Origin of the sequence: Rathayibacter sp. VKM Ac-2929 (assembly GCF_022815495.1) — a bacterium.
GTDB classification, from domain to species: Bacteria; Actinomycetota; Actinomycetes; order Actinomycetales; family Microbacteriaceae; genus Rathayibacter; species Rathayibacter festucae.
On record NZ_JALGRV010000007.1, the window covers coordinates 87010 to 100792 of the forward strand.

Sequence of the window (13783 nt, forward strand, 5' to 3'; positions counted from 1 at the left end):
ATCACCGTCGCCGGGTGGTCGGACCGCGCGAGCTGGGCGGTACGCCCGGTCCTCGAGGACGGCTCGGCGTTCGCGTTCGCCGGCCATCCGCTCGAGGCTTCTCGCTCACTGACCTTCGACGCCGTCGCGGGGACCGCCCGACGGAGGACGCCGGGCCGATTCGAGCGAGTCATCGTCCGGGGCGCCGTCGCCCGAGCAGCATCGCTGCGAGGTTGAGGACGAGCAGCGCGCCGCCGAGCCCGGCGATCCACGCTCCGAGGAGCGCGATCCCGCCGTCGGCGGCGGTCGACTCGAGCGCGTGCGCGACCACCACCGCGGAGGCGCACGCGCCGATGTACTGCGCCGTCCGATAGAGCCCGCTCGCCGATCCGGCTGCGGTCGACGGCGAGGCGGCGTGCAAGAGGAGCTGATTGCCGAGATTGTTGAAGCCGTTCGGCACACCGAGCAGGACAGCGACCGCGACGAGCAGCAGCAGGGGGCTCTCGTCATCGACGAGGAAAACGAGGATGCCGCCTGCCGCGACCATCGCGGTCGTGCCGATCGCCAGCAGTACGCGCGGGCCGGCTCGCCGTCCGAGCCGGGTCGCGATCAGCGTCGAAAGCACACCGACGCCGAAGACGGGGAGCATCAGGAGACCCGTGACGGCCGGATCCAGCCCGCGAGTTGATTCGAGCCACTGCGGGAGTCCGTAGAACACGCAGTAGAACGAGGTGAAGGTCGCTATCGCTCGCAGACAGGTCAAGCCGATCTGCGGGTGGCGACCCAGGAGGCGCAGATCGACGAACGGCGAGCGCGCCGAGAGCTCTCGCCAGACCAGGGCGCCCGCGAGGGGCGCGCCCACGGCGAACGCGAGCCACAGCGGTTCCCCGGTGAGGGAGAGCAGGCCGAGCATCAGCGCGACCAGGGCGCCGACGAAGAGCACCATGCCGAGCGGATCGAGCGACCGGATGGTCGGCAGCACGCCCGTCCGGGTCTGCGCAGCGTCTGCGGGAACCGTCCGAAGCACCCAGATCGCCGAGTTGAGGATGATCGGCAGGTTCACCCAGAAGATGCCCTGCCAGCCCGTCGCCGTGACGAGGAGACCGCCCACGGTCGGCCCGAGAGCCGCGGTGGCCTGACCGCAGAGGGCGACGATGCCGATCGCACCGACAGGGATGACGTCGCTCGCAGCGGCCTGGCGGCGGATGATGGCCATCGCGGCGGGGAACTGGATCGACGTGCCCAGACCCAGCACGATGCGGTCGAGGACGAGCCACTCGATGGAGGGGGTGAACGGACCGGCGACGGAGGCAGCGAGGACGACGACGAGGCCTGCCAGGTAGACGCGTCGGGGTCCGAAGAGGTCGGCGAGCCGGCCGCCCGCCGGAGCGCCGACTGCGGCGGCGATGTAGAGGCCGCTCACGAGCCAGGGGATCGACTCGGCCGAGCCGAACTGCAGCGCGATGGGCACGAGCGCGACGGCGATGATCGCCGAGTTGAGTCCCTGCAGCACGGTGCCGGAGCCGAGTGCCCACGCGAGACTGCGCGGCAGGTCGCGAGGGGACGACGAGGTGGGCGGTTCCTCGGTGCGGGTGCGGCTCATGACAGGGCGGCGATCTCGCCGGGAGTCGCAAGGAGCACGTCCGGATGCGCGGCGAGCCGCGCGAGCGTCCGCTCCGCCACGTCGGCGAAGCACGCCTGTCCGAGCACCCAGCCGAACCAGCTCAGCCCGAGGTAGCGGGCTCCGAGAAGATCGGCGTCCTCGACGAGCTGATCGACGGTGTCCTCCAGCGCCCTCTCGTAGTCGGCGAAGGGCTGACCCCGGGTGTACAGCGCGAACATGTCCTCCGTCTCCAGAGGATGCGGCAGGGCGATCAGCCCCTCGGAGGCGCCGGAGAGCGTGACCGGCCGTTCGTCGACGGGCCAGTCCCCGAACCAGGAGAAGCCGGCCTCGCGCAGCAGAGCCGTGGTCTGCGGGCTCTGGCCCCGCTCCGGTCCGAACCAGCCGCTCGTCGAGCGGCCGGTCGCGGCCTCGACAGCGGATCGCGCGTCGGCGATCGATCCGCGCTCGTCGGCGGTGCCGCTGCCGAGGATGACGTCGGCGGCCTGCCCGCGCACGACGATCTCCTGCGCTCGCCCCGCGGCGAGCCTGGCCAGACCGGGCATTCGTCTCACTCCTGCCGCGTCCAGGGCGACGGCGACGGGAGCACCGGCTCGCTCGGCGATGTCGAGCAGGCGCCAGATGCCGACAGTGAGACCGAAGTCCCACTGGGACAGGCGAGCCACCTGGCCGTGTCTCGGCTCGGACGTCTCGCGCCCGACGCCGCCCTGCATGGTCGTCGGCTTGAGGGCGCCGGACGGCACGACGTCCAGATAGGCGGGGGCGTGCAGCAGCACGCTCACCGCGAGCTTCTTCCCGTCCGGAAGAGACCAGGGTGCGCGGGAGGCGTCCGAGGTGCGCGGCAGGTCGGGGGCGAAGACGACGGCGTCCGCGGGGTTGGTAATGATGCTCATCGCACCGCTCCGTCCTGATCGAGCGCGCTGGCCAGCTGGGCGTCGTAGTGGTGGTCGAGGTAGTGCTCGGCGACGTCCCCGGCTCGCGTGACCCAGAGCCGCTCGTCCGAGCGCAGGTAGGCGAACACCTCCTCGAGAGCGCGTTGCATGCCGGGCTGCCCCAGGACGAACGGGTGGGTGGCGATGCAGGCGACGCGCCCCTGGCCGTCGCGGTCGGCGTCTGCCAGCAGGCGGTCGATCTGAGCCTTGACCATCGTCACGAAGTAGTCGGAGGAGTAGTGCTTCGCGTGCAGCAGGGGGACGTCGTTCAGCATGTAGCTGTAGGGCATCGAGACGATCCGCGCTCCGGAGCGGGTTCGCAGCGGGCGCGGCTGCTCGTCGTGGACCCAGTCGGCGTGGTAGATCATCCCGTGCTCCGCCATCAGGTCCACCGTGTTGTCGGTGCCGCTGATCTTCGGCCCGAGCATGCCCTTGAGACGCGCTCCCCCGTAGTAGGCGTCCACCACCGCCTGCGATTCCCGGAGGAACGCCGCCTCGTCCGCCTCGGGCAGGTCGTAGATCGGACGCAGGTTCGAGATGCCGTGGCTCATCACCTCCCAGTCCCGCTCCCGCATCGCCTCGCGGATGTCGGGGAACTCCTCGAGCACGGTCAGACTGAGGGAGACGGTCGACGGAATCTCGAACCGGTCGACCGCTCGTAGCAGGCGCCAGAAGGCGGTGCGGTTGCCAGCGTCGCGGTGCATGTAGTGCTGCAGGTCGGGTGCGGGCACGCGACCCTGGGGGCTTCCGCCACCGGGCGGGATGTAATCGTAGTGCTCGACGTTGGGCGCGTGCCAGACCGCGACGGTCCTGCCCTCAGGCCAGGTCACCTGCGGACGGGTCACGATGGGCTCGTAGACGAGCCGATCGTCGGTGCCGAATCGCAGCGGGGCGCTCACGAAGCTGTCCGCACAGGCGATCGCTCTGCGGCGATCGATGTGAACCGCGCCAGGGTGGCGTCGAGGGGCACGACGTCGCCGAAGCGGTCCTGGATGTCCCACAGGGAGACCTCGCCCGAGAGCGTGCGGAAGTCGTCGCAGCACTCCTCGACCAGGCTCAGCCGGTAGTCGCGGTAGGCCGCATCGGTGGCGGTGGCGCGAACGCATCCGCTCGTGCTCGTACCGGCGAGCACGATCTCGTCGACGCCGAGCTCCTGAAGCAGATCGTGGAGTCGCGTGTTGTAGAACCCCGAGGCGACCGTCTTCTCGACGATGTGGTCGCCGGGCTGGGCCGGGACGGCTGAACTGATCTCGGTCCAGGGATTCCCGCGCTCGCAGCGCTCGGTGAGGCTCGAGCGGACCCGCTGGGCGAGCATCCGGTCGTCGAGGGAGTCGAGGACCATCACCAGGTAGACCACCGGCACTCCGGCGCGGCGCGCGGCATCGAGCAGGACGTTCGTCCTCTCGAGGGCGACGGCGGTGGTGGGGCCGACGAACTCGTGCTCGGTGAAGGCTCGCTGGAAATCGACTACGACGACGGCCGGAGTGGTGCCCGGGCCGACCTTCGTCCGGGCGGCGCGGAGGTCGCGGATCCTGTCGACTTCGAGGTTCCAGTCGGTCATGAGGTGATTCCTTCCGGCAGGCGCCCGTGCACGGGCGGTTCGGTGAGAGCGGCGACGACGGCACGGGCCGCGCGCACCGCGAAGGTGGTGCCGGTCAGCGTGGAGTTCGCGGTGACCGGGGTCGGGATCACGCCGTTGCCGGCGAGGTAGAGGTTGTCGAAGCCCCAGACACGGGCGTCGGTATCGCAGACGCTGGTGCCGTCGTCAACGGGCCCCATGCGGACGGTGCCGGTGAAGTGCAGGGACGAGCCGGGCGCGAGCAGTGCGGTGTCCCGCTCGGGGTCGAAGCGTCCGATCCGCTCGGCGGCCTCGCGCTGCCGCACCCGGGCGAGTGCGATCAGCTCCTCGTCGCGCGGGGAGTAGTCGAAGTGCATCCGCATCCGCGGCAGGCCCATCGCGTCGGTCTCGGTCTCGGAGAACTCGACGTGATTGGCGGCGCGGACCTCGGTCGGGACGTAGAGAGCGAGTCCCACGGAGTAGTCGACCGTCGCGCCGGCGTCGTCGACATGCGGTCTCTCCATCATCTGGCCGTGGAAGGGCTGCGCCTCGTCGCTGTGCGGAAGCCAGTACGCGCCGACGGCCCACTCGCCCTCGCGAGGCGCGGCCAGGCTCGAAGGATCGATGCCGAGCCGCGCGATGTCCGGGAAGACGCGTCCGGTGAGGAAGGCGTGCTCGTTCAGATGCGTGCCGAGGACGGCCGGTCGGATGCCGCTGGCGAAGAGCAGCTGCGGTGTGCGCAGCGTGTCGGCGCAGACGACGACGATTCCCGCCTTCAGACGGGACTCGTGACCGGTGGCGACGTCGCGGACGATCGCGCCCGTCACGGTTCCGTCGCGGTGCTCGAGTCGCACGCAGAGTGCTCCCGGAAGCAGTGCGAACGCGGGATCTGACCCGTCTGCCATGGCGGGCAGGATCCGGTTCGGCCCGGTCCGAGGGCGAGGTCCCGATGCCGTGGGGGTCATGGCCATGGGCATGGTCCGCGGATGGCGCCCCTCCGCGCTGGTGGGACCGAACACGGCGTCGAGCTCGCGGAGGACCGCTCGGCCGGCGTCCGTGATGCCGAAAGCGTCGTCGTGCACCCCGAGCACCCGCTGGGCCGTCCGGAGATCGGCGTCCCACTCGGCGGCGGGGAGGAAATCCGGTACCTCGCGGCCCCACGGAGCCGGACAGGCCGCCGTCCAGTGGACTCCCATTCCACCGACGTTCCAAGCGAGTGACGCACCCGGCAGCGCGGCGGCGTCCTCGCCGAGGGAGGAGAGATGGTGCATCCCCGGCTCGACGTCGGCCATGCCGCCTTCGACAGGGGAACTGACTGCGGCACCCGTGTAGAGGGCCTGCACCCCGCTGGCCACTCGAGCGTTGTACCGCTCGTGGATCAGGGGCTCTGCGGAATCGTGCAGGTGCTGGCCGGGTACCGACCCGATCACTGCGCCGCCGTCGATCATCACGATCGACGCGTCCGGCGACGCTTCCCGGATCAGGCGCGCAGTCGCGGCGCCCATCAGACCGCTGCCGACGATCAGCACGTCGGCGATCATCCCTTCACCGCCCCACCGAGGACACCTCGGACGAAGAATCGCTGCATGCCGATCAGGATGATCAGCGGCACCAGGATCGACAGGCAGGTCGCGGCCATCAGCACAGCCTCGCCCTCGCCGTTGGACTGCACGAGCCCCGCGACCTGCACGGTGAGTGGCGCCTCGAGATCGCTCCCGCCGAGGAAGAGGAGCGGGATGAGCAGATCGTTCCAGGACCAGAGGAACTGCATGATCGCGAGCGATGCGAGGACGGGGAGGGAGAGAGGAGTGACGATGGTGCGGAAGGTCTGGAACGTCGAGGCTCCGTCGATCGCGGCGGCCTCGAAGAGCTCCTCAGGGATGGAGGCGATGAAGCCGCGGATGAGGAAGATGCCGAACGGGATCGTGAAGCCGACCTGGTAGATCCAGACCGAGGGCACCGTGCCCTGCAGTCCGATCGCGGCGAAGAACTTCAGCATGGGCACGAGGGTGACCTGAGGTGGTATGACGAGCATCGCGACGAGGAGCAGGGAGATCACGGTGCGACCGGTGAAGGTCATCCGGGTCAACGAGTAGGCGCCGATCAGGGAGAGCACCGTGGTGAGCACCGTGGTCGGGAGGGAGATCGCCAGCGAGGTGGCGAGGCTCTCACCTGCCGAGATGAACCCCATCGCCTGCTGGTAGTTGTATCCGGTGAAGAGCGGATCGACGATCGCGGTCCACCATCCGGTCGACGCGGCGTCGGCCTGGGTGCGCACGGCGGACACGAACAGGCCGAGCACGGGCGTGAACCAGACCAGCATGAAGACGATCGTGACGATGTGCAGGACGATGCGCCCCGGGGTGAGCAGCCGGCGCAGTCGCCGCCGCCGATGGACGACCGGAGCAGGCTCGGCGAGCGCGGTCGATGCCGTCTCGATGACAGGAGCGGTGAGGGTGCTCATCTCAAGCCTCTTTCTCGGCGCGGAACTGGCGGATGTTGAGGGCGATGATCGGAGCCGCGGCGATCAGCAGCAGGATGGCGATCGCGCTGGCGTGTCCGTAGTCGCTGGAGGAGAAGAGCTCGGAGTACATGCGGTTCGCGACCACATCGGTGCCGAAGTTGCCATTGGTCATCACGTAGACGATGTCGAAGACCTTCAGAGCGAAGATCACCTCGGTCGTGATCACGACCAGGACGGCGGGCGCGATGCTGGGCAGGACCATGCTGAAGAAGACGCGGAACTCGCCCGCGCCGTCCAAGCGCGCCGCCTCGAGCATGTCCGCAGGCACGTTCTTGACGGCTGCCGACAGGATGAGGGCCGCGACTCCCAGGCCCGACCAGATCGCAACGAAGATCAGAGCGAAGGAGTTCACCGTCTGCGTCTGAAGCCAGGGGATCGGCGCAGCGCCTGGCAGCAGCGTCCACAGCGCATTCAGCAGGCCGCGCTGCTCGGATCCGGCCGGCTGGTAGGAGTAGTTCTGCCGCCAGATGATCGAACCCGCGGCGAACGAGATCGCGGTGGGCAGCACGATCAGAGTCATCGCGAGCTTCTCGTAGCGGACGCGGTCGAAGACGACCGCCACGATCAGTGCAAGAACGAGGGTGCCGACCGGGAACGCCACGATCCAGATCACGTTGTTGCCGAGGATCTCCAACATCGACCCGGAGAAGGCCCAGACGAAGTTCTCGCCTCCGACGAACCTGGTGCCCGTCTCATCCATCACGGACAGTACGACGGTATAGAGCAGGGGGTAGAGCAGGATGAGCGCGACGACGAGGAACGGGACCAGGAGCCACACCCACGGGCGCAGGACCGAGCGGGGGCGCCGAGGCAGCAGCCGCTCCAGGATGCGCTCCCCGAGACCGAGAAGCAGATACACGGCGGCGGGGATGGCGATCGCGCCGATGAGGATCAGCGCCGGAACGCTGGTCGAGAGATCGATCATCGGACGGTCCTTCGGGTCGGGGTGCGTGTGGAGGTGGTCCCGCTCATCGCTGTCAGCTCGCCGAGACGGTGTCCTGGATGGACTGCAGGACGGAATCCAGCGATGCCGGGTCCTGCATGTACGCGACGACGCCCTTGTAGAGGGCCGAGCGGACGTCGGAGCCGGCGAGTGTGCTGATTCCGGTACCGAACGTGACGTCCTCGTTGATGAAGGTCTCCGCAGCGCGCTGCAGCAGCACGCTGTCGTAGGTGTCAACAGGCACGTCGAGGTTCGAGACGGTCCACTGGTCGGCGGAGGCGAGTAGCGTCTGCGCCTCGGTGGAGGCGATGTAGGCCAGCAGCGCGCGGGTCTCCGGGGTGTCGTTGAAGGCGAAGGTGCCTTCGGTCTGGAAGATCTCCGTCTCGGCGAACTCCGGAGTCGAACCCGGTACCTGCATGAAGTCCAGGTTCTCGCCCGGGACCATGACGTCGGTGCTCCCGGCGATCAGGCCGGCGGTGAAGGATCCCCATACCTCGGCGGAGCAGAGGTCGGTGACCAGGCCGTTGGAGCCGGTGGAGATCGGCTCTGAGAGCGCGCCAGTCACACCTCCGTTGACGGCGGCGTCGTTCGTGGCGATGGCGCCGAACATCTCGAAGGCGTCCTTCACCTCCGGGGAAGTCCAGGCGAGCTCTCCGCTGCCCCACGCGGCAAGCTTGTCCGGGCCGTACTTCTTCGCGAAGAGGGTCTCGATGAACTGCGCACCGGGGAATCCGCTGCTCGCTCCCGACTCCTGCGCCGCGCACCACGGGGTCTCACCTGCGGCGATCGCACTGTCGGTCCACGCCATGACCTCGTCCCAGGAGGCGTCCTCGGTGGGGCCGGTGTAGGTCTGCGGGTTGTACCACATCATGAAGTTGCTGAATCCCTGGAAGACGGCGCGAGCCTCTCCGTCGAAGGTGACCGCGTCGAGCAGCGAGCCGCTGTAGCTCGACGCCAGCTCTTCGGCTCCGACGACCTCGGTCACGCTGACGAGATCCATCGTCGAGGCGTACTGGCGGAAGACCCCGAGGGACATGCTGGCCATATCCGGCGGATTGTCGGCCTGAACGCGTGACTGCACCACGCTGATGTAGTCCTGGGTGCCGGTGTACTTCACGTCCACGCCCGTCGCTTCCTCGAACGGCGCGTAGACGGCCTCGAGGATCGCTCCCTCGTTGCCGCCGTTCGGGCCGATGAGCTCGATGGTGCCGTCGAGCTCGGCGGGCTCGGCGATCTCCGCCGCCTTGGCTCCGGCCGAGGCGACGAGGTCGGAGTCGAGGACGACGCCCGTGCTGCCGTCAGCACGTGCACCGGCCTCCTCTGCGGAGGCGCAGCCTGCGAGGACCGAGGTGATGAGACCGCCGACGAGGACGGTGCCGATGACGCGGGAGCGTCGACTACGGAAGTGGTTCATGAGTGGGGACTCCTCAACGGTGGTGCGGGGAGCCGGCGCGGCAGTCGCCGTCCGGATGGTGCAGGGATGTCCTCGCGGGGGCTAGGCGAGGGACGCGTCGAGGTGGGCGCGCGCGGCGGCCATCTCCTCGACGGGGTTCGGGACCGCGTCGAGCTCGAGGAGGATGAGCGGCCCGACGCGGGTGGTCTCGGAGAGGGCGGCCCAGGTCGTCCAGTCGACGGTGCCGGCGCCGACGCGTCGGAAGTACTCGCGATGAGCGAGGTGGATGCCCTCGTCGACAGTTGTCTCGGGCATCTCGCCGATCGCGTCCTTCCAGTGGGAGAGGATGACGCGCTCGCGGTGCCGGGACACTGCGAAGCTCGGCTCGGAGCCCGACAGGACCAGGTGGCCGGTGTCGGGGCAGAGCCCGACGTAACTCGGATCGGTGAGGGCCATCAGCAGGTCGAGGTCGCGGGTGGTGCAGACCAGGGAGTGGGCCTCTGTGTGCACCGCCGTCTTCACGCCCTGGCGCAGGCTCGCATCGCCGATGGCGTGCAAGGAGTCGGCGAAGGCGTTCATGGTTTCGAGGCCCACGAACAGAGGAGGAACCGCGTTCGTCGACCGGCGCATCGGCGGGGCGACGACGAGGGTGTCGCCGCCAGCGCGCCGGATGAAGTCGCTGTCGACGGCGGCGCTATCGGCGAGCTCGGCCGCACTCGCGTCGGGCATCCGGACCGGGTCGACGAAGAACCCGCTCTTGAGAGTCAGGCCGTGCTCGGCGAGAGCGGCGGCGAAGGCCTCGGGACTGCCGAACGCGGCGAGGGCCGAGAGCCGGTCAGCCGGGGCGAAGGTCATCTCGACGACCGAGATCCCCGCATCACGGCAGCCGGCCATGATCCGCAGCCAGAGAGCCTCCGGGTCTGCTACTGCGAACGCGAGCAGCTCCTCACGGTTCTGCAGGCCCCAGAACGCCGGGTGATAGAAGGTGATCAGATCCACCCCGTACTGCTGTTCCATTGTGCGAGCCTCTCGGTCTGTTCCGATGAGGAAATTCGTTCCGTTCAGTGGAACGCGTATATAGCCGTCATCAGTTGAATTGCTAGCTACGGTAGGTGTTAGAAAAGGATGATCCGTTTCGTCGGTGTAACAGTTACGTTTCCGACCGCACGGAACGGTGGGCAGTCGTTCCGTTCAATGGAACACTGGCCTGGAACAAGGGGGTCGCATGACAGACAGTGAGCGGAACGGCGCGTCGACGACGGAGCGGGTGGCCGACATCCTGCTGGCGTTCGCGGAGGGGGAGCGTCTCGGGGTCTCCGAACTCGCTCGCCGCGTCTCATTGAGCAAGGCGGTCGTACACCGCATCCTTCAGACGCTCGTGCACCGCTCGCTCCTGCGCTACAACGGCGGAACACGGGACTACTCGCTCGGCGTCGCGGCCATCGGTCTGAGCCGGGCATCGACACGGCAGAACGAGCTGCATGCCGCCGCGGCCCCTGTGATCGCCCGGCTCTCGTCGGCGACGGGGGAGACGACGATCCTGTCGCAGCGGCAGGGGTACCGGCGCTTCTACATCGACCAGGTGGAGAGCGCCCAGCCCATCCGGATCACGATCGCGGTGGGCGGGTCCTACCCGATCACGGTCGGAGCGAGCGGGCTGGCGATGCTCGCCTTCCTGCCCGACGCCGACCTCGACGCCGCGCTCAGCCTGCCGCTCGAGCGCTTCACCGAACGGACCACGGTCGAGGTCGATGCTCTCCGAGAGCGCCTCGTGCAGATCCGCGAGCAGGGATGGGCGCGCACGGCCGGTGAGCGAGTGGCCGAAGCGACCAGCATCGCAGCCCCGGTCCTCGACGAGGACGGATCGCCGATCGGCTCGCTGAGCGCGGCGTACCTCACGTCGCGCTTCTCAGAAGAGGCGGCCAACGATCTGGCCCGACTCGTGAAGGATGCGGGGGCGGATGCGACCACGCGGTATCGGCAGCTCCGAGCGATCTGATCGGCGTCCTCGAGGACTCGTCATCGGAGGCGATCGCGTGCCGAGCGCACGATCGCCCGTGGGCGGGGGCGAGGAGAGTCCGCGGAGCCGGTGCCTGAGCGCCCTGCCGCTCAGCCCGTGGTGCGCATCGCAGTGGCAGCGGCGGCCGAGACGACGTACTCCCGATAGGCGGCCGCGCTCGCTTTCGGCGTTCTCGCGAAAGTCTCGCGATCGACCTCGACGAGGCCGAAGCACCTGTCGTAGCCGAAGATCCACTCGTAGTTGTCGAGGAGGGTCCAGTGGCAGTAGCCAATGACCGGGACGCCGTCCAGGAGGACCTGAGCGAGACCGTCCAGAGCGGGGCGGATGAATCCTGCGCGCAACGCGTCGTCGGAGGCGCCGAGCCCGTGCTCGGTGACGAGCACGGGGACTCCGCTCACGGCGTGGGCGTAGCGGACTGCCACGGCGAGTGACCCCGGCTCGATCGCGGTGCCCATCGCATTGAGGGGCAGGCCTTCGGCGGGCTCGAGGCGCCCCGCGGGCCCGTAGTACTCCCTCTCGTAGTTCTGCACCCCGATGAAGTCGTCCGAGCTCGCCAAGTCGAGCCAGTGCTCGTAGACCTCGGAGCGCTTGCGGTTCCGGACCCGCTCTCCGCCCTCGGCGGCGACGTCGTCGCTGACGGCGATCGAGATTCCGACGGGCAGATCGGCCCGATGCCCTCTGATGACGGCTCGGGCTGCGAGGTGTGCGCGAGTCAGTCCGGCCTGCATCTCCTCGAACTCCTCGGCGAGGACGACGTTGCCGACGCGGTAGCGCTCGGAACCGGACGCGGTGCTCGCGGCGTGCAGGGTCGCTCGCTCGAGCTCCGCCACGAACGGCGGCAGCTCGGCCCAGCTGAGCAGCTGGGGGAGGTTCGGCTCGTTCAGGGTGACGGCGATCGAGATGCGGTCGCCGAAGCGGCGCATCACAGCGTCGCAGTAGGCGGCGAAACGGTCGGCGGCGTCGGCTGCGAGCCACCCGCCCGCCGCCGCGAACCAGTGCGGTGCTGCGAAGTGGCTGAAGGTGACGATGGGGGCCAGCCCCCTGAGGAGGCAGCCGTCGACGATCTGCTCGTAGTGCGAGAGGGCGTCCTGGTCAAAGACTCCCGCCACGGCCTCGACACGCGCCCATTCGACCGAGAAGCGGTAGCTGTTCAGGCCGAACGAGGCGGCGAGGTCGAGGTCCTCCTCCCATCGGTTCCAGCTGTCGCTCGCGGCTCCCGACCGCTGAGTGAAGATCGTGGGCTGCACGTGCTCCAGGAACCAGATGTCGCTGGCGGTGCTGCCGCCCTCGTTCTGGTAGCCGGCGGTCGCAACGCCCCAGAAGAAGTCGGGGGGGAAGGCGGATCGTGTCATGCAGTGCGCTCCTGGAAAGGGATCGAGGGGAGGCGGACGTCGATCCGGTGCTCACCCGGGGAGAGTTCCCGGTCGTTCGCCCCTGGCAGGCGCAGGACGGCCGTGGTGCTTTCGGGAACTCCGATCCGGACGCTGAGATCGTCGCCCGTGCGATCCCAGCGGACCGACGCTCGGCCGTGCGGAGTCTGCAGGGCCGTCTCCGCCCAGTCCAGTCCGCCGCCGGGCTGGGGCGCGATCAGGAACCGGCGATAGCCGGGTTCCAGCGGGGAGAGTCCGCCGATGGTCCGGTGCATCCAGTCGGCCACCGAGCCGAACGCGTAGTGGTTGAAGCTGGTCATCTCGCCCGGGTTGATCGAGCCGTCAGGCAGCATCGAGTCCCAGCGCTCCCAGATCGTGGTGGCGCCCATCGTCACGGGGTAGAGCCAGGAGGGGCACTCCGTCTGGAGGAGAAGCCGGTAGGCGTGGCGGACGTGGCCGGTGGAGCTCAGTGCCTCGGTGAGGAACGGAGTCGCGGCGAACCCGGTCGAGATGCGGAAGCCGCTGGCCTCGACGAGCTCGGCGAGGCGTCGGCCGGCCCACACTCGCTGGGGGCGTCGAGCAGCCCGAGGACCAGGGCCAGCGTGTAGACGGCGGAGCAGTCGCTGCGGATGCGCTCCTCAGAGACGTACTCGTTCTGGAAGCCGGCGCGGATCCGCTCGGCCCCGAGGCGGAACTCGGCCTCGTCCTGCGACCCACCGAGGAGCGCGGCGGTATCGGCTGCGATCGTGCAGGTGCGGAACGCGCACGCTGTCGCGACGACACCGGAGTCGGCCTTCGCCGCCCAGGGCATGTCGTCCGGCGCATCCGGATCGAGCCAGTCTCCGAACTGGAAGCCGGAGTTCCACACGTCGCGCTCCGAGAGCAGCTCCAGCTCGAGCAGGGACACGACCTCGAGCCGGTGACTCACGCATGGGCGGCTACGGCGACGACCCGTTCGGCACCGGCGAGCCCGCCGCCGCGGCGGCGAGCGTCGACGTTGCTGCGGGGGAGGAGTCGACGCACATCGAATCCGCGAACGAGTTCGTGCGCAAGCAACTCATCGGCACTTACCGGCGCGGAGTCATGGCGCAGGGCTCCGGAGGCCGCGCGCCGACCCGGAGGCCGGGGTAATTGCATGGTGGATCAACCACTGCGCCCCGCGAGCGTCCTGCTCTCCGCGGACGGGCGGGGTGCTGGCCCCTCCTTGCTGATCGAGTAGGCCGCGCAGCGGGCGTATCGAGCTCCTCCGTGCGGGGGACGTGGGTCTCGATACGCCGCCTGCGGCGGCTACTCGACCAGCATGATGGCGCCTGTGGGGGCTACTCGACCGGCGAGCTCTGTGGGTCAGGCGCGGGGGCGGGGCTGGAGGCGCTCGAGCTGGGTGACGTGGGCCGGGGTGAGCTCCTCGAGGGAGTGGGCGCCGAGGAGCTTCATGGTGCGGAC

At 69.1% G+C, this 13783-nt stretch carries 14 protein-coding genes; 2 read left to right on the plus strand and 12 right to left on the minus strand.

Features of this window, described 5'->3' with window-relative positions:
• Positions 1-169 precede the first annotated feature (169 nt).
• The 9 genes from MT355_RS19750 to MT355_RS19790 form a co-directional block, all read right to left on the minus strand.
• Entirely contained in the window at positions 170-1582 is a 1413-nt protein-coding gene (locus tag MT355_RS19750) for an MFS transporter (protein WP_243600838.1), read from the minus strand.
• Entirely contained in the window at positions 1579-2493 is a 915-nt protein-coding gene (locus tag MT355_RS19755; protein WP_243600839.1) for a hypothetical protein, read from the minus strand. The genes MT355_RS19750 and MT355_RS19755 overlap by 4 nt, the downstream gene beginning before the upstream one ends.
• Entirely contained in the window at positions 2490-3431 is a 942-nt protein-coding gene (locus MT355_RS19760) for a polysaccharide deacetylase family protein (RefSeq protein WP_243600840.1), read from the minus strand. Before MT355_RS19760 ends, MT355_RS19755 begins: the two co-directional genes overlap by 4 nt.
• Positions 3428-4093: a cysteine hydrolase family protein gene (locus MT355_RS19765; RefSeq protein ID WP_243600841.1), complete on the minus strand. Its 666-nt coding sequence runs from the start codon at positions 4091-4093 to the stop codon at positions 3428-3430. Before MT355_RS19765 ends, MT355_RS19760 begins: the two co-directional genes overlap by 4 nt.
• The gene (locus MT355_RS19770; protein ID WP_243600842.1) at positions 4090-5631 is read right to left on the minus strand and encodes a GMC oxidoreductase; all 1542 of its coding nucleotides are present in this window, start codon (positions 5629-5631) and stop codon (positions 4090-4092) included. Before MT355_RS19770 ends, MT355_RS19765 begins: the two co-directional genes overlap by 4 nt.
• A complete protein-coding gene (locus tag MT355_RS19775) occupies positions 5628-6554 on the minus strand; it encodes a carbohydrate ABC transporter permease (RefSeq protein ID WP_243600843.1) in 927 nt (308 codons plus the stop codon). The genes MT355_RS19770 and MT355_RS19775 overlap by 4 nt, the downstream gene beginning before the upstream one ends.
• A gap of 1 nt (position 6555) precedes the next feature.
• Complete coding sequence (locus MT355_RS19780; protein WP_243600844.1) at positions 6556-7539, minus strand: carbohydrate ABC transporter permease; 984 nt, start codon at positions 7537-7539, stop codon at positions 6556-6558.
• Positions 7540-7591: 52 nt separating this feature from the next.
• Entirely contained in the window at positions 7592-8971 is a 1380-nt protein-coding gene (locus MT355_RS19785; protein ID WP_243600845.1) for an ABC transporter substrate-binding protein, read from the minus strand.
• A gap of 81 nt (positions 8972-9052) precedes the next feature.
• The gene (locus MT355_RS19790; RefSeq protein ID WP_243600846.1) at positions 9053-9967 is read right to left on the minus strand and encodes a sugar phosphate isomerase/epimerase; all 915 of its coding nucleotides are present in this window, start codon (positions 9965-9967) and stop codon (positions 9053-9055) included.
• Between the two features lie 157 nt (positions 9968-10124).
• On the opposite strand from MT355_RS19790, the gene MT355_RS19795 reads away from it, so the two are divergent.
• Positions 10125-10949, plus strand: a complete 825-nt coding sequence (locus MT355_RS19795) for an IclR family transcriptional regulator (RefSeq protein ID WP_132438137.1) — start codon at positions 10125-10127, stop codon at positions 10947-10949.
• A 110-nt stretch (positions 10950-11059) separates the two neighbouring features.
• Here MT355_RS19795 and MT355_RS19800 read toward each other — a convergent pair whose 3' ends face one another.
• The 3 genes from MT355_RS19800 to MT355_RS19810 are packed head-to-tail and all read right to left on the minus strand — an operon-like array spanning position 11060 to position 13268.
• The gene (locus MT355_RS19800; protein WP_243600847.1) at positions 11060-12322 is read right to left on the minus strand and encodes a glycoside hydrolase family 1 protein; all 1263 of its coding nucleotides are present in this window, start codon (positions 12320-12322) and stop codon (positions 11060-11062) included.
• Positions 12319-12903, minus strand: coding sequence for an alpha-L-rhamnosidase C-terminal domain-containing protein (locus MT355_RS21725; RefSeq protein WP_308197442.1), 585 nt, complete (start codon positions 12901-12903; stop codon positions 12319-12321). Before MT355_RS21725 ends, MT355_RS19800 begins: the two co-directional genes overlap by 4 nt.
• Positions 12807-13268 (minus strand): hypothetical protein, encoded by a 462-nt coding sequence (locus MT355_RS19810; protein WP_308197443.1) that lies wholly within the window; start codon positions 13266-13268, stop codon positions 12807-12809. Before MT355_RS19810 ends, MT355_RS21725 begins: the two co-directional genes overlap by 97 nt.
• A gap of 2 nt (positions 13269-13270) precedes the next feature.
• Here MT355_RS19810 and MT355_RS19815 point away from each other — a divergent pair, with 2 nt between their 5' ends.
• On the plus strand, positions 13271-13471 hold the full coding sequence (locus tag MT355_RS19815) for a hypothetical protein (RefSeq protein ID WP_132438144.1): 201 nt from the start codon (positions 13271-13273) through the stop codon (positions 13469-13471).
• The last annotated feature ends 312 nt before the right edge of the window (positions 13472-13783 follow it).